Source organism: Rhizobium sp. MHM7A (assembly GCF_005862215.1).
In the GTDB taxonomy this organism is placed as follows: Bacteria; Pseudomonadota; Alphaproteobacteria; order Rhizobiales; family Rhizobiaceae; genus Rhizobium; species Rhizobium bangladeshense.
Genome location: NZ_VCHT01000003.1, coordinates 44,029 through 67,220, shown reverse-complemented (window position 1 = coordinate 67,220; position 23,192 = coordinate 44,029). Strand labels below are relative to the sequence as shown.

Here is a 23,192-nt window from a genome sequence, read left to right as displayed (position 1 = left end):
GTCCTATATCTTCTGTCATCGACTGATCCGGCGCTGCCGGTCTGAAGATCTAAGAACAAGAGAAGGTGCTCCAATGCTCAAGAATTTCAACGGACGTCCGTCCCTCGCCACCGTGCTCAAGGCGTCTACTGTCGCCGGTATCGCGGCCGCTGTGCTCGCAACTGGCGTTCCGCTCGAAATTACCCGGTCCTATGCTGAAGCCGTCAAGGTCCAGGCGCCCGCGGTTCCGAGCTTCGCCAACGTCGTCGATGCGGTTTCACCCGCCGTCGTGTCCGTCCGCGTGGAAAACCGCGTCAATCCCGTCGCCGACAACAATGACGGCTTCTCCTTCGATTTCAATGGCCGCGGCTTTGACGACCTTCCTGACGATCACCCGCTGAAGCGGTTCTTCCGGCAGTTCGGTCAGGACCCGAATGACCAGCAGGGTCATTCGCGCCGCTTCGGCCAGGGTCCGAATGGCCCCGGTAAGGGCCGTCTGCGGCCGGTCGCTCAAGGCTCAGGCTTCTTCATCTCCGAAGACGGCTATATCGTTACCAACAACCACGTGGTTTCCGACGGCCAGGCTTTCGTCGCTGTCATGAATGACGGCACCGAACTCGATGCCAAGCTGATCGGCAGGGATCCGCGTACCGACCTCGCCGTGCTGAAGGTCGACGGCAAAGGCAAGAAGTTCACCTATGTCAACTGGGCCGACGACAACAACGTCCGCGTCGGCGACTGGGTTGTCGCCGTCGGCAACCCCTTCGGCCTCGGTGGCACGGTCACGGCCGGCATTGTTTCGGCTCGCGGCCGCGATATCGGCTCGGGTCCCTATGACGATTACCTCCAGGTGGATGCGGCCGTGAACCGCGGCAACTCCGGCGGTCCGACCTTCAACCTCAACGGCGAAGTCGTCGGCATCAACACCGCGATCTTCTCACCTTCGGGCGGCAGCGTCGGCATCGCCTTCGCCATTCCGGCCTCGACCGCCAAGGATGTCGTCGCCGATCTGATGAAGGACGGCCAGGTTTCGCGCGGCTGGCTGGGTGTCCAGATACAGCCGGTAACCAAGGACATCGCCGAATCCATCGGCCTTTCCGAGCCGAGCGGCGCCCTCGTCGTCGCCCCGCAGCCGGGGTCGCCGGGTGACAAGGCCGGCATGAAGGCTGGTGACGTCGTCACCGCGCTCAACGGCGAGACCATCAAGGATGCCCGCGATCTCAGCCGCCGCATCGGCGGGATGCAGCCGGGAAGCAAGGTCGAACTCTCGGTCTGGCGCGCCGGCAAGGCCCAGTCGCTCACCGTCGAACTCGGCACGCTGCCGGCCGATCAGAAGGATGCCAACGCCGATGACAACAATCAGCCGCAGCAGCCTGAGGCGCCTGCCTCCGAGAAGGCGCTTGCCGATCTCGGCCTGACGGTCGGTCCTTCCGACGACGGCAAGGGCCTGGCGATCACCGGCATCGACCCGGACTCCGATGCCGCCGACAAGGGCATCAAGGAAGGCGAAAAGATCACCTCGGTCAACAACCAGGAGGTCTCCACCGCTGCGGATGTCGTCAAGGTGCTGAACCAGGCCAAGAAGGACGGCCGCACACGCGCGCTGTTCCAGATCCAGTCCAGCGAAGGAAGCCGCTTCGTCGCGCTTCCGATTAACGGTCAGGGCTGATCCGCAGGAAAACCGAAGCCGTGCGGACCAAGGTCCGCGCGGCTCTATTCCTTTGACCTTTCAAGGATGATCGCGATGAGCCCCGCTCCGCAGCAAGATGCTTTGAGCCTTGCCGAAACGCAGCCGGTGGGTAATGTCGGCCGCATGAAGATTCTCATCATCGAAGATGATCTCGAAGCCGCGGCCTACCTCACGAAAGCCTTTCGTGAGGCGGGCATCGTCGCCGATCACGCCAGCGACGGCGAGGCCGGCTTGTTCATGGGGTCTGAGAACACCTACGACGTCATCGTCATCGACCGCATGCTGCCGCGCCGGGACGGGCTTTCGGTGATCAGCGAATTGCGTCGCAAGGGCATCCATACGCCGGTCCTCATCCTCTCCGCCCTCGGCCAGGTCGATGACCGCGTGACCGGCCTTCGTGCCGGCGGCGACGATTACCTGCCGAAGCCCTATGCCTTCAGTGAGTTGCTGGCGCGCGTCGAAGTGCTCGGTCGCCGCAAGGGCACCCCGGAGCAGGATGTCGTCTATCGCGTCGGCGATCTGGAACTCGACCGGCTCTCCCACGAGGTGCGCCGCGGCGGAAAGGAAATCCCGCTGCAGCCGCGCGAATTCCGCCTGCTCGAATATCTGATGAAGAATGCCGGCCAGGTGGTCACCCGCACCATGCTGCTCGAAAACGTCTGGGACTATCATTTCGATCCGCAGACAAACGTCATCGACGTCCACGTCTCGCGCCTGCGCTCGAAGATCGAGAAGGACTTCAGCCAGCCGCTCCTGAAAACCATTCGGGGCGCGGGGTATATGATCAAGGATGAGGGATGAGCCGCTTCAGGGTGCTCTTCAAGTCCACTGCAGTCCGCCTTTCGGCACTCTACATTCTGCTATTTGCCATCTGCGCCGCGACGCTCGTCTTCTATGTGACAGCGATGTCGGAACGGCTGCTGACGGGTCAGATCCGCGATGCCGTCCGGCAGGAGGTAGAGCAGGTGCAGCGCGCCTATGACGCGGGCGGCATGAACCTTCTGCTGCGCACCATGGAGCGGCGCGCCCGCCAGCCTGGCGCCAATCTCTACATCATCGCCGGGCCCTCTGGTGATATTCTCGCCGGCAATGTCGCCTCGGTGCAGCCTGGTGTCTTCGAGGAGGTCGGCTGGACCTCGGCCCCCTTCGCCTATCAGCGCTATACAGATGGTGGTGGTGTCGAGCGCCGGCATAAGGCGATCGCCAATATTTTCGTGCTCGACAACGGCTTGAGAATTCTCGTCGGCCGCGACCTCGGCGATCCCGAGCGTTTCCGCCTGCTGGTGCGCCAGGCGCTGATGGTGGCTTTGGCAATCATGGGGCTCGGCGCGATCATCATCTGGTTCGGCATTGGCCGCAACGCCTTGAAACGCATCGACCGCATGTCGGATGCGAGCAAGAAGATCATGGCAGGCGATCTGTCTCAGCGCTTGCCGGTCGGCGGATCCGGCGATGAGTTCGACCGGCTGTCCATGTCGCTGAACACCATGCTCGAACGCATAGAGAAGCTGAACGAAGGCTTGCGGCAGGTCTCCGACAACATCGCGCACGATCTCAAGACGCCGCTGACGCGGCTGCGCAACAAGGCGGCCGATGCCCTCGATATGACCGACGGCGATACGCGACGCGCAGCGCTTGAAGGCATCATCTCCGAATCGGACCAGCTGATCCGCACCTTCAACGCCCTGCTGATGATTTCCCGGGTCGAGGCCGGATCGGTCGCGGCGGAGATGTCGCCGGTGGAGCTTTCGGCCATCGTTTCCGACAGCGCCGAGCTTTACGAACCGGCTGCCGAAGAGGCTGGGCTTGGCCTTGCTTCCAGCATCGAGCCGGATATCGAAGTGCAGGGCAATCGCGAGCTGATCGGCCAGGCGATCTTCAATCTGCTCGACAATGCGATCAAATATTCCTCCGATACGAAAGGGGCGGGCGAGGTGTTGCTGAAGCTTGCCCGCCGCCCGGACGGTATTTGCCTGTCGGTGGCCGACCATGGACCGGGCGTCCCCGCTGACCGACGCGGTGACGTAGTGAAGCGCTTCGTTCGCCTCGACGAAAGCCGTTCGAAGCCCGGCACCGGCCTTGGACTCTCGCTGGTGGAGGCGGTGATGGAGCTGCATAACGGCCGATTGGAGCTCTCCGACACCAACCCCGACAAACCCGAGCAGCGCGGACTGACCGTCAGCATGATCTTCCCGGCCAAGGCTGCTTGAACGGCTTGGGCCGAAACTCGATCGATTTAATCGTATATTGGCGGTTTTCCGCCAGGACCCTAAGTTAACCCGGAACGAAGGTGGCGGGCCGCGATTCTGGTGATCGCTATCTGCTATGTAGAGCCAGGGAGAGCGCATGCTGACAAAATCGACGCATGGCCTGAAGGATGTCGCCGAAGGGCTGCTGCGTCCGCTGAGCCAGACGGAGCTGAAGCTGGCGCTGACCGATCTTCAGGAAGCGAGCAAAAGCGAGCCCTCGGTGGCCGCCATGCTGAAAGCGGAAGGGCGGCTGCGTGATTTCATCGCCGCTGTGCTGACGCTGTCGCCCTACCTGCGCGATATTGTCAATCTCGACCCCGCCATCCTCGCAGGCGCCATCAGCGAACCTCTGGAGCCGCAGATCGAAGCGCTGATCGCCGAGGCGCGGGGCTGCTGGCGGCCGGACGGCGAGGGGGCGGCGCCGGCGGAATCCGTGGTGATGAGCAGGCTGCGCGTCATCAAGCGCAAGGCCGCTTTTCTCGTTGCGCTCGCCGATCTCTCGCGCATTTTCGACAGCCGGACGACCACGGCCTGGCTGAGCGCGCTTGCCGAAGCTTCGGTCGCGGCTGCGATCGACCATCTGTTGCTCGCGGCGCATGAAGGGGGAAAACTCCGGCTGCACGATCCGGTGAAACCAAGCGAGGGCTCCGGCCTGATCGTGCTCGGCATGGGCAAGCTCGGCGCGTCCGAACTCAACTATTCTTCCGATATCGATCTCGTCGTCTTCTTCGACGAAGAGGCCGGCATCGTGCCCGACCCGGATGACGCGATCGAGGTCTTTCCGAGGATGATGCGCCGGCTTGTGCGCATCCTGCAGGAGCGCACGGCGGACGGCTACGTTTTTCGCACGGATCTGAGATTGCGTCCCGATCCCGGCTCGACGCCGCTGGCGATCCCGGTCGATGCGGCAATGATCTATTATGAGGGCAGGGGCCAGAACTGGGAGCGGGCCGCCTTCATCAAGGCGCGCGCGCTGGCCGGAGACCTTGCGGCCGGTGCGGAGTTCCTGCGTGGGCTGTCGCCTTTCGTCTTCCGTAAATATCTCGATTACGCGGCGATCGCCGATATTCATTCGATCAAGCGGCAGATCCACGCGCATAAGGGTCATGGCGCGATCGCGGTCAAGGGTCATAATGTCAAGCTCGGCCGCGGCGGCATCCGCGAGATCGAATTCTTCGTTCAGACGCAGCAGTTGATCGCCGGCGGCCGTATGCCGGCGCTGCGCGGCCGGTCGACGGAGGAGACACTCGGCGAACTCACCAAGGCGAAATGGATCGATGAGCAGACCCGCGACGAACTGACGGAGGCCTATTGGTTCCTGCGTGACGTCGAGCATCGCATCCAGATGGTGCGCGACGAGCAGACTCACCTTCTGCCGGAGACCGATGCCGACCTGAAGCGCATCGCCTTCATGATGGGCTTTTCCGACACGCCGAGCTTTTCCGAAAGGCTGGTTGGCGTTCTGAAGACGGTCGAGCGGCGGTATGCCCGCCTATTTGAGCAGGAGAGCAAGCTTTCCACTGAAACCGGAAACCTTGTCTTTACCGGCCAGGGCGACGATCCGGATACGCTGGTGACGCTGAAGAAGCTTGGCTTCACCAGGCCATCCGACATTTCCCGCATCATCCGTACTTGGCATTACGGCCGCTATCGCGCGACGCAATCGGTGGAGGCGCGTGAGCGGCTGACGGAGCTGACGCCCGAACTGCTGCGCGTCTTCGGCGAAAGCAAGCGCGCCGATGAGGCGCTGCTGCGCTTCGATAGCTTCATTTCGGGCCTTCCCGCCGGTATCCAGCTTTTTTCGCTGCTCGGCAGCAATCCGGCGCTCCTGTCGCTGATCGTCAACATCATGTCCTCGGCGCCCCGGCTTGCCGAGGTGATCGCCGCCAAGCCGCATGTCTTCGACGGCATGCTCGATCCCGGCTTGATGGCCGAGCTGCCGACGCGCGACTATCTCGGCGAGCGCCTGAAGGGATCGCTCGTCCAGGCGCGCCATTATGAGGAGGTGCTCGACCGGCTGCGCATCTTCGCCGCCGAGCAGCGTTTCCTGATCGGCATCCGCCTGCTCACCGGCGCGATAAACGGCGCCATGGCCGCCCGCGCCTTCACCCATCTCGCCGATCTCATCATCGCAGCGGCGCTCGATGCCGTGACGAGCGAGATGCGGGCCGCGCATGGCGATTATCCCGGCGGCCGCATCGCCGTTGCGGGAATGGGCAAGCTCGGCAGCTTCGAGCTGACGGCCGGTTCCGACATCGACCTGATCCTGCTCTATGATTATGACGACGCGGCTTCCGAGTCCGATGGGCCAAAGCCGCTCGACGCCACGCGCTACTTCACCCGCATCACCCAAAGACTGATCGCCGCTCTGTCGGCGCCGACCGCCGAAGGCGTTCTCTATGAAGTCGACATGCGGCTGCGTCCATCCGGGAACAAGGGGCCGGTTGCCACCCGTATCAATGCCTTCCGCAAGTACCAGCGTGAGGAGGCTTGGACCTGGGAGCATATGGCGCTCAGCCGCGCCCGGCTGATCTCAGGCGATGACAGCCTGATCGCAGAGGCGGAACATATCATCCGCGAAGTGCTGACAGCCGATCGAGACATCGCCAAGGTGGCGCATGACGTTGCGGAGATGCGCGGACTGATCGACAAGGAAAAGCCGCCATCCGGCCCCTGGGACTTGAAGCAGATACCCGGAGGCGTCATCGATCTCGAATTCATCGCCCAATACCTGGCGTTGATCGCGCCAACCAGAGGCGCCGGCGTTGCCGTGAACGGCAAGAGCACAGGCGAGGCTCTTAAGATCCTTGGCGACCGGCTGATGCCGGCGGCCGACCTCGACACATGCCTCGAAGCCTTCGCGCTCTATACCAGTCTTTCACAGCTGATCCGGCTCTGCATCGAGAGCGAGTTCGACCTGAACGACGCGCCTGCCGGCCTCATCGAGCTCGTCTGCCGTGCCGGCGACTGCCCTGACATCAGGACGCTGGAAGGGGAAGTGAAGCGGCTTTCGAAAGCGGTGAGAAAGATATTCGTGAATACGGTGAAAGTCTAAGCGTTATCCGGAATGCGCAGCGAGATCACCGTACCCACAGCTTCGCGCGAGCGGATCTTCATGCGCCCGCCATGCAGCGAGGTGAGCGAGCGGGAGATGGCGAGCCCGAGGCCGGAGCCGCCCTTGCTCTTTGCGTACTGGCTCTGCACCTGTTCGAAGGGCTGGCCGATCTTCGACAGCGCTGAGCGGGGGATGCCGATTCCGGTATCGGCTATGGTGACGGCCACGGCTCCGTTGACGCGGCGCGTGCGCACCGCGATGCGGCCGCCATTGTCAGTGAATTTCACCGCGTTGGAGAGCAGGTTGAGCAGTACCTGTTTCATCGCCCGGCGGTCGGCCATCAGCGTCAGGCCTGAAGAGATGCGCTGCTCGATGACGATGTTCTTTTCTGCAGCAGGAATGGCGGTAAAGCGCAGGCTTTCCTCGATCAGCGGCACGAGGTCGATGCGTTCGCGGTGCAACATCAGATGGCCGGCCTCGATCTTCGACATGTCGAGAATGTCGTTGATGACGTTCAGCAGATGTTTGCCGCTGTCGTGGATGTCACGGGCATATTCGTCGTATTTCAGCGACCCGAGCGGACCGAACATCTGGTTCTGCAGGATTTCGGAGAAGCCGAGGATGGCGTTGAGCGGGGTGCGCAGCTCATGCGACATATTGGCGAGGAATTCCGACTTCGCCTTGTTGGCGGCCTCGGCGCGCTCCTTCTCCGCCTGATAATTGGCGTTCGCCGTCGAAAGCTCGGCTTTCTGGAGCTCGAGCGTCTGGCGCGAGGCGGAGAGGTCGCCGATCGTCGCCATCAGCCGGCGTTCGGATTCGCGCAGCCGCTCCTGATGACGTTTCATCAGCGTGATGTCGGTGCCGACCGAGACGCGGCCGCCGTCGCGGGTGCGTCGTTCGTTGATCTGCAGCCAGCGCTCGTCGGCAAGCTGCACCTCCGTGGTGCGTCCCGAGCCGTCGGCATCGGCGACCCGCCGCTCGATCACGGGGCGGGCGGCGGCGGCATTGACGATCGAGCGCTCGGTGCCGGGCACCAGCACGCTGTCCGGCAGGCCATAGGCCTGCTGGAAATGCGTGTTGCACATGACCAGCCGGTCGTTCTTGTCCCAGAGCACGAAGGCTTCCGAGGTGCATTCGATGGCGTCGGCGAGCCGCTGGTCGGCTTCCGCATAGCGTTGGGCGAGCCGGTGCTGTTCGGTCACGTCCATGGCGATGCCGATCAGGTGCATGCGGCCGGAATTGCTGCGGATCACCTGGGCGCGGGCCCGCATCCAGACATAGTGGCCGCCGGCATGGCGCATGCGGAAGATCTGATCGACCTGGCCGGAATGGCCGCTGGCGATGGCGCGTGCGATCTCATAGAGCCCGCCGTCATCCGGATGCATCAGCCGGGCGGCTTCGCCGAAGCCCATCGTCTTGTCGGAGGCCGGCAGGCCAAGCATATCGTACATCGATCGCGACCAGAAGAATTCGCGGTTCTCGAAATCGAAGTCCCAGAGGCCGCAGCGGCCGCGCGACAACGCCGTCTCGACGCGCAGGTTTGATTCCAGAAAGATATCGTCGGCGTCGCGGGCGCGCTTCACCTGCGTGTAGTAGGCGTAGAGGATGACGAGCAGGATCGAGGATATGCCGGCAAACAGCGTGACGTTGAGCGCGAGTTCCTCGCGCCAGAGCCGGCCGATCTCCTCGAGCGAGGTGGCGGCGACGATATAGCCGCCGGCGTTGCCCATCAAAGTGATCTCGGCATAGTGCGGCACACCGCCGATCGTGGTTTCGATGACGCCCGCCCGATCGCCGAAGCGACGGATCGCCGAGACCTCCGGGAAGAAATCGCCGACATTGCTGCCGACATGCGGAAGCCCGGCTGTCGTCGCGGCGAAAACCTTGCCGCTGGCCTGTACCAGCATCACGAAAGCGCCGCTGTCCAGCCGGTCCTGCGGCAGGTATTTGGTGAGGCGTGTTTGGGCTTGGCCGATATCGCCGCGGTCGAAGATATCGGACACATCCGCGAACACAGCCGAGGCGGTCGCCGCCGAGAGCGCTGTGGCGTGGCGGGCGGAAGCTTCCAGCCGGCCATATTCGCTCATCATGCCGAAGAAATGTGAGGCGGCGACGACGGAGAGGAAGGCGATGATCAGCGCCGGAATGGTGCGCTTCAAAATGAGCTCCGCCTTCGGGAGATGACGAAGGAGCGGTTCCGATGTCGCCTGACGGGAAAGGCTGTTTCGCCAGGCCCTCAGCCCGTCAAAATCGACACGCAGCCGTCCTCCGGCCACGGTTGCCCGCCGCACGTCCATCATCTCTTCGCCTTGTCCCTCGTGTGATTCGCGCGCCGCTCGCCCGAACCTGAGCTAGAGAATCACGGGTGATTCGCCTTGTCCAGAGGCAAAGGTAAAAAACCGTTAACTATTTAAAATTCTGTTATTTTTGCGCGATTCGAATCGCGGGCGAGCCGGCCGCCACATCCTGTGCGGCGGCCAGTTCGGCAAATTACGCTTTAAGCGTGCGCTCCACGATGTCACGCACGTCAGTGGAAAGGTTCGGCGCCTGTTCGATCTTCATCAGTGCCGCGCGGGCGTGATCGGCGCGCGTCGGCTCCAGCGAGCGCCAGGAGCGCATCGAGGTAAGGATGCGAGCGGCAAGCTGCGGATTGCGCTCGTCGATTTCGAGGATTTCATCGGCGAGGAAACGGTAACCTTCGCCGTCGGCACGGCCAAAGCCGGTCGGATTGGCAAAGGCGAAGGTTCCGACCAGCGCCCGCATCCGGTTCGGATTGGTCCGCTTGAAGAGCGAATTCTCCATCAGGGTGCGAACCCTTTCCAAGGCCTTGGCGCCTGGGATGCCGGCCTGGATCGAGAACCATTTGTCGATGACGAGCGCGTTTTCTGCAAAGCGGTCGCGGAACGCGGCCAGCGCCTCGCTCGTCTGCGCGCTCTCGGGAAAATAATGGGCGAGGATCGTCAGCGCGTGGCTGAGATCGGTCATATTGTTGGCTGCGTCGAAGGCGGCCTTGGCGCGGACGGGCGTCTGTTCCGCGTGCGAGAGATAAGTAAGCGCGCTATTGCGCAGGGCGCGCAGGCCCGCGCTTTTGGCATCCGGGCTGAAACCGCCTGATGACGTGGTTGCAGCGTAAAGGCTGGCAAAAACATCCTTTCCGGCGTCGGCGATCTGTCTCAGGATCGCCTGCCGGCCGGCATGGATGGCCTCGGGGTCGTTGTTGCTGCCGAGTTCGCGGGCAATATCGGCTTCGCTCGGCAGTGCCAGCGACTGTGCGCGCAGGGCAGGCTCGAGGCTCTCGTCGGCGGCGGCCGCAATCAGCGCCTCGACGAAGGTTGCCTCGCATGCGACGGACTTGCCCTCACGCGCGTCGCGGGCGGCTTTGAGAAGGTTCGGCAGCGCCAGGTCGGTCAGCGCCTGCCAGCGGGCGAAATGATCCGTCTCATACCGGGCGAGGCTGGCAAGATCGACCGGGCTTTGATCGAAATGCAGGTTGATCGGCGCCGAGAAGCTGCGGTTAATCGACACAACCGGGCGCGAGCCGATGCCGTGGAATACCACTGTCTGGGCGCGGTCGGTCAGGTGCAGCACCTCGCCGGCATATTCCGCGCCGCTGACTGCGCTCGGCTCGATCTTGCCGCCGTTTTCGCCGAACAGCGCCAGGCTGAGCGGAATATGCATCGGTTCCTTTTTCGGCTGGCCGGGTGTGGCCGGGACCATCTGTTCGAGCGACAGGGTGAAGGTGCCGGCTACCGGATCATAGCTGCCCGATGCGGTGACGAGCGGCGTCCCGGCCTGATGGTACCAGAGCGAGAATTGCGTGAGATCGCGCCCGCTCGCATCCTCGAAGCATTTGACGAAATCCTCGATCGTCACGGCCTCGCCGTCATGACGGTCAAAATAAAGATCCATACCCTTCTTGAAGACGTCATGGCCGAGCAGCGTCGCGATCATCCTCGTGACCTCGCTGCCCTTCTCGTAGACGGTCCGCGTGTAGAAATTGTTGATCTCGCGGTATGTCGTCGGCCGCACGGCATGGGCGAGCGGACCGCCATCCTCTGGAAATTGCTCGGATCTCAGATGGCGCACATCGGCGATGCGCTTGACCGGGCGCGAGCGCTGATCGGAGGAAAATTCCTGGTCGCGATAAACCGTCAGGCCTTCCTTGAGGCACAGCTGGAACCAGTCGCGACAGGTGATGCGGTTGCCCGTCCAATTGTGAAAATATTCATGCGCTATGACCGCTTCGATATTGGCATAGTCGGCATCGGTCGCGGTCTCGGGATCGGCAAGGACGTATCTGTCGTTGAAGATGTTGAGACCCTTGTTCTCCATCGCGCCCATGTTGAAGTCGGAGACGGCGACGATCATGAAGATATCGAGATCGTATTCGCGCCCGAACCTCTCTTCGTCCCACTTCATCGAGCGCTTCAGCGCATCCATGGCGTAGGCTGCGCGTGGCTCCTTGCCGTGTTCGACATAGATCTTCAGCACCACTTCGCGCCCGGACATGGTGGTGAAGGTGTCTTCGACGACGCCGAGATCGCCGGCGACGAGGGCGAAAAGGTAGCTCGGCTTCGGATGCGGGTCGAACCAGGCGGCGAAATGTTTGCCGGGGCCGTAGCCGGCGCCACCAAGGAAATTGCCGTTCGACAGGAGCAGCGGGTTGGCCTCCTTGTCGGCGATGATGTTGACCGTGTACGGAGCAAGCACGTCGGGCCGGTCGGGGAAATAGGTGATGCGGCGGAAGCCCTCCGCCTCGCACTGCGTGCAGTAGATGCCGCCGGTGCGGTAGAGGCCCATCAGCTGCGTATTGGCTTCGGGATTGATGATCGTGGTGATGGTCAGCTCGAAGGGAGCGCTCTCCGGCAGGTCGCTCACGGTCAGGCTTTCCGGCGTGACATCATAACGTGAAGGGTCAAGCTCTACCTGGTCGAACAGCAGCCCCGCCAGCGTCAGCTCGTCGCCGTCGAGCACGATCGGCGCCGCAATATCGGCGCCCGGGCGACGATGAAAGATCAGACGTGCTTCGACCTTCGTCTCCGTCGGATCGAGTTCGAATGTCAGGTCCACGCGTTCCAGCACGAAGTCGGTGGGACGGTAATCTGCCAGATGAATGACCTGGCCGGTATCTGTTCGCATGGTGTTTCCTGAAGACCGTTATTTGATAACCGCGGATACAGAGGCGGGCGCGCTCTGCCTAAATTGCTGGGCATGATTACATTAAAGTCTGAACCAAAGTTAAAGCAAATTGCCCCCAAGTGCGAAGTTCACGGGCAAAATATGTTGCTGGTCGAAATGCGCTCAATGGATTGAGCGCCCCTTGTTCGCCGCGTCGCTCGCCGTCCGCAGCGCGGCGCGGTATCAGCCAGGGCCATCGCAATTCTTTTAGCCGCATTGTCGGCTGCAGCCGAAAGTGATTTCGTAATTTTCCGGCGTTGGTGCGATTTTTTCGCCCCTCTCGGTTTTCTTTAGCTACGATGGCTGACGTCACTCGCCGCGTCCCCGAGTCGGACGCGTCTCCCCGTTCCTGTTAAGTCAGCATCAGAGCCAGGATCATGCACTCGGTTCTCAGAAACCCGATGAGAGGCATTGCGCTGAAAGTCTCGTCGGTCGTGGTCTTCCTGGCCATGCAGACCTTCATCAAGCTGGCCGGACCGGATATTCCGCCGGGTCAGGTCACCTTCTGCAGGTCCTTCTTCGCGCTCTTTCCGATCATGGCCTATCTCGCCTATATCGGTCAGCTGCAGGCAGGTTTCCACACCGCCAATCCGGTCGGGCACCTCAAGCGCGGCACAATCGGCATCCTGTCGATGGCTTTCGGTTTTTATGGCCTTCTGCATCTGCCGCTGCCGGAGGCGATCGCGCTTGGCTACGCCTTACCCCTCGTCGCCGTTATCTTCGCCGCGGTTTTTCTCGGCGAAACCGTGCGCATCTATCGTTGGAGCGCCGTCTTCGTCGGTCTGGTCGGTGTGGCCATCGTCTCCTGGCCGAAACTTACGCTGTTTCGCGACGGCGGCATGGAAGCCGGGCAGGCCCTCGGTGCGGTTTGCGTCCTGCTGTCCGCCGTTCTCGGCGGCATGGCGATGATCCAGGTGCGTCGTCTTGTCGAGGAAGAGAAGACTGCGACGATCGTGCTGTATTTTTCGCTCACCGCGTCGGTCTTCTCGCTGGCTTCCCTTCCTTTCGGCTGGCTCGTCCTGCCATGGCCGTCGGCGCTTTATCTGATCGCTGCCGGCTTTTGCGGTGGCGTTGCGCAGATCCTGCTGACGGAAAGCTACCGCCATGCGGATGTCTCCACCGTCGCGCCGTTCGAATATACCTCGATCCTGCTCGGCGGCATCGTCGGCTACGTCGTCTTCGGCGACGTGCCCAGCGTGACCATGCTGATCGGCACCGTCATCATCGTTGCTGCCGGTATCTTCATCATCTATCGCGAGCATCAGCTGGGTATCGAACAGCGGGAGGCGCGCAAGGCGACGACGCCGCAAGCCTGAGGTTAGGGACCGGCAGGATTTTAACGCACGGATTGCCGCTGGGCATTCTTGCTTCCGGCGAGTGAAAAGAGTGGTGAATTCTCAGGATGGCGTAGAACTGCGGAATATGATTGTTGAACGTGAGAAACTATCATTTATTCAACGCTATGCATGTCTGAATGGGCCGTTTTGCGGCCTTCGATATTGCTGCTCCGAACGCTGGCCTGCGAGCGGAGGTGGAGAAAAGCATAATGGCATTCACGGCGGAGCAATTGGCGGGGAACTGCTCCTTTCTGATGAGCATCCGCTTTTTGGCTGGGCAAACGCGCGGCATGTTCGACGCCGGTCCGCGTTTGGCGAGACTGCTCGCCTCCCATCAGCGCTGGCTCCTGACCCAGACTGCCTATGCCCTCCACCTGGAACATGATCCGCACGACCCGACGTCGGGTCTTACCGCCGTCCGGCTGATCGGCCGCATCACGGCGCATAAAGTGGCGAGCCGTAACACCGTGCTCGCCTTCATCGAAGAACTCTATACCTACCGCTTCATCATCCACACGCCTGGCGACGAGCGGCGCCGGCCACGACATTTCGAACCGGCGGCTGTTAGCCATCAGGCGATGTTCGCCTGGATTCACGCCAATCTCGCCTCGCTGGACCTGCTCGACGGCGGTGACAGGGCGGCGTTTTTCCAGGCAAATCCATCATTGATGAAGCTCGTTCAGCCGCGCATTGCCCGTCATTGCCTGGAAGATGCGGGCTGGCGGGAGCCGCCGGAGCAGGTGGCGCTATTTCTCTGGACCGAAGCCGGCGGCCTCGTCATCGACAACTTCATCAGCCGGCTGGATATGGAAAACACCGAGCGGGGCAGGTTTCTCGTCGGCCGCGTCGAAACCCGCGCGCTCGCCGCCGATTTCATGATGTCGCGCACGCACCTGCAGCGGCTCTTGGCAAAGGCAGCGCAGCGCGGCTGCGTCGGTTGGAATGATGAGCCGCGCAAGACGCGTCTATGGATATCGCGGGATTTCGTCGAAGAATATTGCGCGTGGCAGGCGGTCAAGTTCGCCTATGTCGACGAAGCCTTCGAATGGGCGAAGACCCGGATAGAAGAAATAGCCGTCTGATCAGAGAACGATCGCTGCTGTAGCCGCACCAACATTCGAGGCGGCACCGGGCTTTACCGAAAGCTCGCGCTCATATTCCCGTGCGGCGCAGACCGCGACTCGGATATGCTCGAAGGTTTCGATGTTGCGCAAAAGCGATAGCAGGATCGTCGACATGTCGGTTTACTCTGGCATGGAAGGCAGGCAGTCGCACGGTTCTTTGCATCGGCGCCCTTTGCGCCTCCGAATGCAAGCGCTCTAAACCTGCCGCTCAATATTGCTGGAAGTCGGAAAAGATGGCGTTCGGACGCGCCGTGCGGCTGTTGATGCCGGTGCCGCGCGCAACCATCTGCTCGTTCGCGGCAAAGCCGAAACGGCTATGGCCGTGAGTGGAACGAATTTGGTCGCCGGCGAGGCGGAGGGTTTCAAACCCGCAATGGATAGGGCGGAAGCGCTTGTTCATGGCCTTGGTTCCTGTAATTCCTCCCAAGACACCCCTTTATATTGCAGTGCAGCATCGATTCTGCAATGCACCTCGACGCGATGCAGCCATGCGAAAAACGCATGGACCACTTCATAAACTGTTAAACTTCGGCTAATTTCTAAGCAGGGAGAGCGAGTTAAGCTTCGCTTGAAAGGCCAGCAGGTCGTTCCAAGCCAGCCGCTTATTGACCGGTGCGGTTAACAGATCCTGAGGATGCAGGCTGGCGATTGCGGGGATGACGCGCTCGGCGACGGCAATTTCCCGCCAGCGGCCGCGCAGGCCGTGAATCGTATCGTTTTCTCCGAAGAAGAACCGCGCTGCGAAATTGCCGAGCAGCAGGATCGCCTGCGGTTCGGCGAGCGCAATCTGCCGCTCGATGAAGGGACGGCAGATATCCATTTCGGCCGGCGACGCCGCGCGGTTGCCGGGCGGCCGCCAGGGGATGACCTGCGTCAGCAGGACGCCGGAACGGCTGAGCCCGATCGCCGCCAGCATCTTGTCGAACAGCTGGCCGGATTTTCCAGAAAAGGGCGTGCCTTCACGGTCGTCTTCAGCGCTCGGCGCCGAACCGATCACCATGATGCGGCTTTCGGCGTCGCCGCTGGCAAAGATGGTCGAGCGGGCGCTGTGCTTGAGATTGCAGCCGTTGAACGCTTCGATCGCGGTCTTGAGCTCGCTGAGGGAGCGTGCGGCTTCGGCGACGAAACGCGCCTGCTGCACGGCCTCGCCATCCGGGATCGCCGGTTGCGGGCTGGAGGCCGGGGCCGGACGCGCTGCTGCACTCGGACGAGGCGATGTCTGGCGATCCACCGGGAATGGCCGCTCCTCGGCAGTGGGCCGTTCCTGCTGCGGCTGCGCCGCCGGACGGCGCGCGGCCTTCATCGCCTCGAATTCGGCGAAGCGGTCGACCGCCTCCTCCTCCAGCAGCCATTCCACGCCGGCATCCGCATGAAAATGCAGAAGCGCTGCAAGCTCGGCGGGGGAAAGGTCGTTGGCGGAGATCATGCGGCAAATCTAGCGGAGAGATCGTGGCATTGAAAGGGCAGGCGGCACATTGGCCGTTCTTGCCGGCTTTATTGCACAGTCCATTGCGCGATGTCGTCGCGTTCCCCGATCAGCGCCAGACCATGGGCGATCGACAGGAGCTCGCCGCCGCTTTCTATCCGATCGCGTTCGAAGCGCTCGGTGAAAATGCGTCGCACCGCCGGCACGAAGGAGGTGCCGCCGGTCAGGAACACCTTGTCGATGTCGGCAGGCTTCGTCTCGGTCTTGTCGAGCACCTCGTCGAGCGCGCCTTCGATGCGGGCGAGGTCCTCGGCAATCCAGCTTTCGAAGTCGCGGCGCTTGATGCTGCGATGTCCGCCGCGGCCGAGCGGCACAAAGTCGAAAGGCGCCTCATCAGCGGCCGAAAGCGCCATCTTCGTCGCCGACACCGCCTGGTAGAGCGGATAGCCTTCGTCATGGTCGATGAGATCGATGAAGATTTCGAGCTTCTCCGGCTCCAGGCTGGTGCGCACCAGTTTTTTCAAATCCTCGAATTCGCGCGTGGTCTTGAAGATCGACAGCTGGTTCCAGCGGCCGAAGCTGGAATAGTAGTTGGACGGAACTTCGAGAATCTTGTCGAAGCTCTTGAAATGGCTGCCCTTGCCGATGAGCGGCGCGACGATGTTGTCGATCATCCGATAATCGAAATGATCGCCGGCGACGCCGACGCCGGAATGGCCGATCGGCGTTGCCGTCAGCCTGCCGGCGACAGTTTCGAAGCGGATCAGCGAATAGTCGGTCGTGCCGCCGCCGAAATCGGCAACCAGCACCGTCGCATCCTGCTTCAGGTTCTGCGCGAAATAGAAGGCGGCGGCGACGGGCTCATAGACATAGTGGATTTCGGGAAAGCCGAAACGCGACAGCGCCTCGTTATAGCGTTCGGTCGCGAGCGCCGGATCCGGGCTGGCGCCGGCGAAATGAACCGGGCGGCCGGTGACGATGCGGCTGACATGAGAAGGCCAGCTGTCGCCGGCATAGCTACGCAGGCGCCGCACGAAGATCTCCATCAGATCTTCGAAATTGTGGCGCTTGGCGAAGATCAGCGTGCCCTGAAACAGCGCGCTTGCCGCGAAGGTTTTGATAGATTGCAGGAAGCGGCATTCGCCGGGATTGTCGATAAACTGGCGGATCGCGGCATGGCCCGCTTCCACCTTCAGCGCCGCGGCGCCGAGCTGGCCATCCTTCATGAAGGAGAGTGCGGTCCGCATGCTGTCGGCCGTCCCCGCCGCGCTTGTGAACGCCATCGAGCGCGTCGCCCCGCCATCCGCCATGGCGAGAACCGTATTCGTCGTGCCGAAGTCGAAACCCAGCGCCTGAGCCATGCCCGCACCTCTTCATGCCGATTGTTATTGGAGACGGAGCATTGCTCCGCGAAGGGGCGCAGAAGCGCCCGGATTCAGGAGGGCGGGTGATGCCATAGCGGCGTGACACATTCAAGCGAATTGAAGACCGAAATACTCGGAGGCGCACATCTTCTCCCGCTCGCAGAGAAGACATGCACCCTGTCGTTGAATCGCCAATGCTGAAGTCTGGCAGACGGCCGCTATTCGGCGGCCATTGCCCTTGTCTCCTGCAACACCGGCGCCTCGACCGTCTTCCTACCCATCAGCCGACCGAGGAAATTGCCGAACCGGTCCATCTCGACGAAGATGACGGGGGTGATGAACAGCGTCAGCAGCTGCGAGACGACGAGGCCACCGACGACGGCGATGCCGAGCGGCTGGCGCAGCTCCGAGCTTGCGCCGGTGCCGAGCGCAATGGGCAGCGCGCCGAGCAGGGCACAGAAGGTGGTCATCATGATCGGCCGGAAGCGTCGCACACAGGCTTCGTGAATCGCCGCCGCCGCCTTTTCTCCGGTCGTGCGCATCGTCTCCACCGCCACGTCGATCATCATGATCGCATTCTTCTTGACGATGCCGATCAGCATCAGGAGCCCGATCAAGGCGATGATCGACAGGTCGAAGCCCATGATTTTCAAGGCGAGAAGCGCGCCGAAGGCCGCCGCCGGCAGGCCGGAGAGAATCGTGAGCGGATGGATGAAGCTTTCGTAGAGCACGCCGAGCACCACATAGATGGTCAGCACGGCCGCGAGGATCAGATAAGGCGTATTGCCCTGCGACTGCTGGAAGATTTCGGCCGTGCCGCCATAGGAGGTGAAGACGTCGGTCGGCAAACCGATCTCTTTCTTGATCTGGTCGATCGCTGCCGTCGCGTCGCTGAGCGAAACACCCTCCGGCAGGTTGAAGGAAACGGTGGTGGAGACGAGCTGCCCGGTCTGATTGATGGTGACCGGGCCGGTGGTGCGCTGAACATGTGCGAAGTTCGACAGCGGCACCAGGCTGCCATTGGAGGAGGCGACGCGGATTTCCGACAGTTTCTGGTCGTCCCACGGCTTGCTCGTGTCGTATTCGACGATGACGTCGTAACTGTCGCCGGTCGACTGGATCTCCGCCGCCGTATAGCCGCTGAAGGATTCCTGCAGCGTCGTGCGCAAGGTATCATTGTCGATCCCATAGGCCGCCGCCCGCTCGGTGTCGATGACGATATTGGCTTGCAGCGCGTTGTTCTGGGCATCCGAGGTCACGTCGGTAAACAGCCTTTCCTTACGCATCGCCCCTTGGATCTTGCCAGCCCAGAGGTCGGTCTGGTCGGCGCTCAGCGCCTGTATGACCAGCTGATACTGACTTGCAGTCTGCCGGCCGCCAAAGCGCAGGCTCTGGTTCGGAGTGACGAAGGCCTGCAGTCCGGGGATATCGTTGATCGCGGCGCGCAGCTCGCGAAGGGTCTGATCAAGCGGCGGACGCTCCTTCTTGTCCTTGAGTTCGACGAACATCGTGCCGTTGTTCTGCGGTTTGTTCGGGTTGCCGCCGATCGTCGACATCACATGACTGACCGCCGGGTTCGCCTTGACGGCGGCTGCTGCCTGTTGCTGCAGCGCCTCCATGGCGGAATAGGAAATGTCCTGCCGGGCCTGGGTGCTGATCGTCACGCGGCCGATGTCCTCCTGCGGGAAGAAGCTCGTTGGCAGCGTCATGAAGAGATAGAACGTCAAAGCCACCGAGCCCAGGAAGATGCCGAGGATCGTCAGACGATGGCGGAGGCACCAGCCGACTGCCTGGTCGTAGCCGTTGAGCGTCCGCTCGAAGCCGGCATCGAAAAGGCGGATGAGGAGCGGCGGGCGGCTGTGATTGTTCGACAGGCGCGAGCCGAGCATCGGCGTCACGGTCAGCGAGACGATTGCCGATGAGATGATGGCGATGGCAACCACAATGCCGAATTCATTGAACACGCGACCGACGACGCCGCCCATCAGGAGGATCGGGATGAAGACCGCGATCAGCGAAACCGACATCGAGATGATGGTGTAGCTGACCTCGCCGGCGCCCTTGATCGCCGCCTCCCGTACCGGCATGCCTTCCTCAACATGGCGCAGGATATTTTCGAGCATGACGATAGCGTCGTCCACGACGAGCCCCACCGCGAGCGTTAGCCCCAGTAGGGAGATGTTGTCGATGCTGTAGCCGAGTACATACATCATGCCGAAGGTCGCAATCAGCGACAGCGGGACGGCGAGCCCCGGGATGATCGTCGCGGTCGCATGGCCGGTGAACAGGTAGAGGACGAGAACGACGAGACCGATCGTCAGGAAAAGCGTGAACTTCACATCGGCGATGGCGTCGCGAATGGGTTTTGCCGCGTCGTTCATGACAACAGTCGTGACCGAAGCAGGAATTTCGGCGTGCAGTTGCGGCAGCTTGGCGTTGATCGCGTCGACGACATCGACCGTGTTGGCATCCGGCTGACGCTGGATGGCGAGGATGATGCCGCGCTGGCCGTCATACCAGCTGCCGGTATATTGGTTCTCGACCCCGTCCTGCACATCGGCGACATCGCCGAGATGGATCGGCGCGCCGTTCGGATTGGCAATGACCAGCGAGCGGAATTGTTCGGCATTGGTGCGCTGTGTATCCGCAGTGATGGTCATGCTCTGGGCATTGTTCTGCAGCGTGCCCACAGGCTGCTGGCTGTTGGCCGCAGCAAGCGCCTTGTTGACGGTATCGATGCCGATGCCGCGCGTGAGCAGTTTGTTGGGGTCGACCTCGACGCGCACCGCATAGGTCTGCGCGCCATAGACGCTGACCTGGGCAACACCGGGAAGCGTTGAAAGCGACGGCGAGATGATGTCTTCGGCGATCTCGTCGAGCTTGCTGCGCGGCATGGTGTTGCTCTGCACGGAGAGCAGCATCACAGGCGCATCGGCCGGGTTAGTCTTTCGATAGCTCGGCGGCGTCGTCAGATTGTCGGGCAGCTGCCGGGTCGCGTGCGATATCGCCGCCTGGACGTCGGCTGCGGCCGCGTCAATATCGCGGTTGAGATCGAACTGAAGCACGATGCTGGTGTTGCCGAGCGAACTCGAGGCGCTGATTTCACTGATCCCGGGGATGGTCTCGAACTGCTTGATCAGCGGCGTCGCAACCGAAGTCGCCATGGTCTGCGGCGAAGCGCCGCTCAATTGCGCCGAGACGTTGATCGTCGGAAAATCGACCTGCGGCAGGGCCGCAACCGGCACGAGCCTGTAGCCGGCAAGGCCGGCCAGAATGACGCCGATGGCAAGCAGCGTCGTCGCCACGGGGCGCTGGATGCAAAAATTCGGGATCATTGCTGGGCTCTCACCGTGACCGTCTCGGACTGCTGCTGTTGCCGAGGCACTTCGGCGGCGGCGACATCAAGCGTCTTTTCGTCGAATTGCTCGTTGATGGCCTGCTGGTCGTTGAGCTGGCCCTGGCCCTCGACGACGACATGATCCCCTGGCTGAAGGCCCGATTCGATGGCGGTAAAGCCGCCATTGGCGCGGGCGACGGTGACCGGCGTCAGATGCGATTTGCCGCCCCTGGCGACGAAGGCGAAGAAACCATCGGGGCCGGGGCTGACGGCAACCGTCGGCACCACCACCTGCTGTTCGTCGTTGTTGAAATGCACGATGACGTTAACCGATTGGCCGGGCCAGAGGGCGCCGGAGACGTTGTCGAACTTTGCTTTGGCAAGGATCGTGCCCGAGGCCGTATCGACCGTGTTGTCGTAGAAGCTGATTGCGCCCTTGCGGACTTGCCCCCTGGTGGAGTTAGGGGCTGTGCTCACCTCGACCGGACCGGCTGCCAATGCCTTCTTCAGCTCGCGCAGATAACGTTCCTGCAGATGAAATTTCACATAGATCGGGTCGTATTTCGCAATGGTGACGATAGCCGAACCGGCATTGACGAAAGCGCCCTGGCTGATGGCAATGTCGCCGAGCCGGCCGTCGAAGGGAGCACGAATGTCGGTATTCTCGAGAATGATCTTATCCGAGGTGAGCGTCGCCTTGTCGGCGTCGACGGTGGCCGCGGCGGTGTCGCGGGCGGCTCTCGCCTGATCGAGGCTCTGCTGGGTGCCGGCCTTCTGGTCGAACAGGTCCTGCGCGCGCACCAGCGCGGTCTCGGATTCCGACAGAGTTGCGGTGTCGCGCACGATCATCGCATTGTCCTTGTCGACGGCTGCCCTGGCCGTCCGGTCGTCCAGCTTGGCGATCAGGTCCCCGGCCTTCACCGTCGCCCCGTCGTGCGCATTGATGCTGACGATTAGCCCCTGTTCTTGTGCGGCGATCGTCGTATTGTCATCCGCGTCGGCCCAGCCGGAAGCCGTCACATCCATCGGCAGCGTCGTCTTGATTGCCGCAACGGTCTTAACGACGGTTGGACCGCTGCCGCGTCTGCGCCCGCCACCCTGATGCTGTCCGTTATCCCCAGCCAGGGTCTGATCGGCCTGCGCCTGTTGCCCGCCGCCATTGCCGCTGACCGGCTGCGTGATGAACTGGGAGAGGTAAGGAATGCGCGAAGCATAAGGGATCAGATTGCCGAATTGCCAGAGACCGACGGCGGCAACCGCGATGATGCTGACGGTAATCCAAAATTTCTTCATGGCGAGACCGGGGTTGAGCAAGATTGCGAAATTATGCTTTGATTGAGCCGCTTATATTGCGGCGCAAAAAAGACATAATTTCCCGGTCGCGATCACTAAGTGGTTATAAAGGCTTAAATCTTTGTAATGAATATTCAGTAATATTCAAACTATACTAATATAGGCAAGTGCAGATCGATGTGGGTCCGGCGGCTGCGCTCCGGCAGGTCCGCGACAAGTTAATGCCGCTCCCCAAACGCAAAGAAGAGCGGAAAAACAGAGAAGGCAGGTCGTCATGACTGAGTTGGATGCCAGCGAATTTCGCTCTCTCATCACAAGGGTGTTTCCCGAATTGACGGCCTCCGTCTTCAAGCTGGCGGCAAAGGGCTGGGATTCCATGGCGGTCGACGTGGACGACACGCTGATCTTCAAGTTTCCCCGTCACCTCGGCGCGGAGAGAGCGCTTGTCAAGGAAGCCGCCTTGCTCGATATCGTTCGACCGTCGCTGTCGATGGCGGTTCCCGATATGCGCATTCACGACGGCCCGCCGATCTTCTCCAGCCACGCCAAGCTCGAGGGTGAACACCTCATCACGGAAGATTACGGTGCGCTCGGGGAGGGCGACCGTCAGCACCTGGCGGACGACCTCGCGCGCTTCTACGCCGAACTGCACGCGCTCGATGCCGATCGCCTGCGGGCGGCGGGCGCCGGAGCGATCCAGCCATGGCAATCGCCGGAGGCGGTGCGGGCGAAGGCTTTGCCGCAGCTGCCGTCTGATATCAAGGGCTTTGCGGAAGCCGTCGTCTCGGATTTCGAAGCATTGCCGCCCGACCCCTATGGCAAGGTCTACGGCTTCTTCGACGGTCACGGCTGGAACATGGCATTCGACTTTCGGCAACGCAGGCTCAACGGCATTTACGACTTCGCCGATTCGGGTTTCGGTCCGTTGCACCAGGAGTTCATCTATTCGAACTTCATCTCGCCCGATCTGACCGCGCGCATCATCTCGGCCTATGAAATGCTGACCGGACGCAGCCTCGACCGGCGGCGCATTGCAATCATGACCGGCTTCCATCGGCTTTCCGAACTCGCTGAACTTTCCGACGATCCGGCCAATGTCGAACAGATGGTCCGCGGCGTGGCGAACTGGGCCGCTGCGGCGGCCCGGATTGCCTGAAAGG

Annotated in this window: 15 protein-coding genes; 7 read left to right on the top strand and 8 right to left on the bottom strand. The window is 62.0% G+C overall.

Features of this window, described 5'->3' with window-relative positions:
* Window positions 1–73 precede the first annotated feature (73 nt).
* The 4 genes from FFR93_RS13095 (at window position 74) to FFR93_RS13080 (ending at window position 6,973) form a co-directional block, all read left to right on the top strand.
* Complete coding sequence (locus FFR93_RS13095) at window positions 74–1,648, top strand: Do family serine endopeptidase (RefSeq protein WP_138393540.1); 1,575 nt, start codon at window positions 74–76, stop codon at window positions 1,646–1,648.
* A 75-nt stretch (window positions 1,649–1,723) separates the two neighbouring features.
* On the top strand, window positions 1,724–2,470 hold the full coding sequence (locus tag FFR93_RS13090; protein ID WP_138393539.1) for a response regulator transcription factor: 747 nt from the start codon (window positions 1,724–1,726) through the stop codon (window positions 2,468–2,470).
* Window positions 2,467–3,879, top strand: coding sequence for a HAMP domain-containing sensor histidine kinase (locus FFR93_RS13085; protein WP_138393538.1), 1,413 nt, complete (start codon window positions 2,467–2,469; stop codon window positions 3,877–3,879). Before FFR93_RS13090 ends, FFR93_RS13085 begins: the two co-directional genes overlap by 4 nt.
* A 136-nt stretch (window positions 3,880–4,015) precedes the next feature.
* Window positions 4,016–6,973 carry a bifunctional [glutamine synthetase] adenylyltransferase/[glutamine synthetase]-adenylyl-L-tyrosine phosphorylase gene (locus FFR93_RS13080; protein ID WP_064711085.1) on the top strand — a complete coding sequence of 986 codons (2,958 nt, stop codon included), beginning with the start codon at window positions 4,016–4,018 and terminating at the stop codon, window positions 6,971–6,973.
* Here the strand turns inward: FFR93_RS13080 and FFR93_RS13075 are convergent.
* Both FFR93_RS13075 and pepN read right to left on the bottom strand, forming a co-directional pair.
* Window positions 6,970–9,273 (bottom strand): ATP-binding protein, encoded by a 2,304-nt coding sequence (locus tag FFR93_RS13075; RefSeq protein WP_138393537.1) that lies wholly within the window; start codon window positions 9,271–9,273, stop codon window positions 6,970–6,972. The genes FFR93_RS13080 and FFR93_RS13075 overlap by 4 nt on opposite strands.
* 190 nt (window positions 9,274–9,463) lie before the next feature.
* Entirely contained in the window at window positions 9,464–12,112 is a 2,649-nt protein-coding gene (pepN, locus tag FFR93_RS13070) for an aminopeptidase N (protein ID WP_138393536.1), read from the bottom strand.
* A 416-nt stretch (window positions 12,113–12,528) separates the two neighbouring features.
* On the opposite strand from pepN, the gene FFR93_RS13065 reads away from it, so the two are divergent.
* Together FFR93_RS13065 and FFR93_RS13060 are read left to right on the top strand one after the other, a co-directional pair.
* Window positions 12,529–13,467, top strand: coding sequence for a DMT family transporter (locus tag FFR93_RS13065; RefSeq protein WP_138393535.1), 939 nt, complete (start codon window positions 12,529–12,531; stop codon window positions 13,465–13,467).
* 230 nt (window positions 13,468–13,697) lie between these two features.
* The gene (locus FFR93_RS13060) at window positions 13,698–14,570 is read left to right on the top strand and encodes a hypothetical protein (protein WP_138393534.1); all 873 of its coding nucleotides are present in this window, start codon (window positions 13,698–13,700) and stop codon (window positions 14,568–14,570) included.
* On the opposite strand, the gene FFR93_RS40840 is transcribed toward FFR93_RS13060, so the two are convergent.
* The 6 genes from FFR93_RS40840 to FFR93_RS13035 all read right to left on the bottom strand — a co-directional run bounded on the left by FFR93_RS40840 (window position 14,571) and on the right by FFR93_RS13035 (window position 22,032).
* On the bottom strand, window positions 14,571–14,726 hold the full coding sequence (locus FFR93_RS40840; RefSeq protein WP_167358954.1) for a hypothetical protein: 156 nt from the start codon (window positions 14,724–14,726) through the stop codon (window positions 14,571–14,573). It lies immediately after the preceding gene.
* Between the two features lie 94 nt (window positions 14,727–14,820).
* Window positions 14,821–15,012, bottom strand: a complete 192-nt coding sequence (locus tag FFR93_RS13055; RefSeq protein ID WP_138393533.1) for a hypothetical protein — start codon at window positions 15,010–15,012, stop codon at window positions 14,821–14,823.
* A 132-nt stretch (window positions 15,013–15,144) separates the two neighbouring features.
* A complete protein-coding gene (locus tag FFR93_RS13050) occupies window positions 15,145–16,038 on the bottom strand; it encodes a uracil-DNA glycosylase (RefSeq protein ID WP_138393532.1) in 894 nt (297 codons plus the stop codon).
* Window positions 16,039–16,106: 68 nt separating this feature from the next.
* The gene (locus FFR93_RS13045; RefSeq protein WP_138393531.1) at window positions 16,107–17,399 is read right to left on the bottom strand and encodes an Hsp70 family protein; all 1,293 of its coding nucleotides are present in this window, start codon (window positions 17,397–17,399) and stop codon (window positions 16,107–16,109) included.
* A gap of 221 nt (window positions 17,400–17,620) precedes the next feature.
* Entirely contained in the window at window positions 17,621–20,737 is a 3,117-nt protein-coding gene (locus FFR93_RS13040) for an efflux RND transporter permease subunit (protein WP_138393530.1), read from the bottom strand.
* Window positions 20,734–22,032 (bottom strand): efflux RND transporter periplasmic adaptor subunit, encoded by a 1,299-nt coding sequence (locus FFR93_RS13035; protein WP_064706681.1) that lies wholly within the window; start codon window positions 22,030–22,032, stop codon window positions 20,734–20,736. The genes FFR93_RS13040 and FFR93_RS13035 overlap by 4 nt, the downstream gene beginning before the upstream one ends.
* A gap of 274 nt (window positions 22,033–22,306) precedes the next feature.
* On the opposite strand from FFR93_RS13035, the gene FFR93_RS13030 reads away from it, so the two are divergent.
* Entirely contained in the window at window positions 22,307–23,188 is an 882-nt protein-coding gene (locus FFR93_RS13030) for an aminoglycoside phosphotransferase family protein (protein ID WP_064706682.1), read from the top strand.
* Window positions 23,189–23,192 lie beyond the last annotated feature (4 nt).

Excerpts from the sequence above, each read along its gene's own strand:
- FFR93_RS13045 (WP_138393531.1), bottom strand. The coding sequence starts at position 17,399 with ATGGCTCAGGCGCTGGGTTTCGACTTCGGCACGACGAATACGGTTCTC.
- FFR93_RS40840 (WP_167358954.1), bottom strand. The coding sequence starts at position 14,726 with ATGTCGACGATCCTGCTATCGCTTTTGCGCAACATCGAAACCTTCGAG.
- FFR93_RS13085 (WP_138393538.1), top strand. The coding sequence starts at position 2,467 with ATGAGCCGCTTCAGGGTGCTCTTCAAGTCCACTGCAGTCCGCCTTTCG.
- FFR93_RS13080 (WP_064711085.1), top strand. The coding sequence starts at position 4,016 with ATGCTGACAAAATCGACGCATGGCCTGAAGGATGTCGCCGAAGGGCTG.
- pepN (WP_138393536.1), bottom strand. The coding sequence starts at position 12,112 with ATGCGAACAGATACCGGCCAGGTCATTCATCTGGCAGATTACCGTCCC.
- FFR93_RS13060 (WP_138393534.1), top strand. The coding sequence starts at position 13,698 with ATGGCATTCACGGCGGAGCAATTGGCGGGGAACTGCTCCTTTCTGATG.
- FFR93_RS13035 (WP_064706681.1), bottom strand. The coding sequence starts at position 22,032 with ATGAAGAAATTTTGGATTACCGTCAGCATCATCGCGGTTGCCGCCGTC.
- FFR93_RS13095 (WP_138393540.1), top strand. The coding sequence starts at position 74 with ATGCTCAAGAATTTCAACGGACGTCCGTCCCTCGCCACCGTGCTCAAG.
- FFR93_RS13040 (WP_138393530.1), bottom strand. The coding sequence starts at position 20,737 with ATGATCCCGAATTTTTGCATCCAGCGCCCCGTGGCGACGACGCTGCTT.
- FFR93_RS13090 (WP_138393539.1), top strand. The coding sequence starts at position 1,724 with ATGAGCCCCGCTCCGCAGCAAGATGCTTTGAGCCTTGCCGAAACGCAG.
- FFR93_RS13075 (WP_138393537.1), bottom strand. The coding sequence starts at position 9,273 with ATGATGGACGTGCGGCGGGCAACCGTGGCCGGAGGACGGCTGCGTGTC.
- FFR93_RS13050 (WP_138393532.1), bottom strand. The coding sequence starts at position 16,038 with ATGATCTCCGCCAACGACCTTTCCCCCGCCGAGCTTGCAGCGCTTCTG.
- FFR93_RS13065 (WP_138393535.1), top strand. The coding sequence starts at position 12,529 with ATGCACTCGGTTCTCAGAAACCCGATGAGAGGCATTGCGCTGAAAGTC.
- FFR93_RS13055 (WP_138393533.1), bottom strand. The coding sequence starts at position 15,012 with ATGAACAAGCGCTTCCGCCCTATCCATTGCGGGTTTGAAACCCTCCGC.
- FFR93_RS13030 (WP_064706682.1), top strand. The coding sequence starts at position 22,307 with ATGACTGAGTTGGATGCCAGCGAATTTCGCTCTCTCATCACAAGGGTG.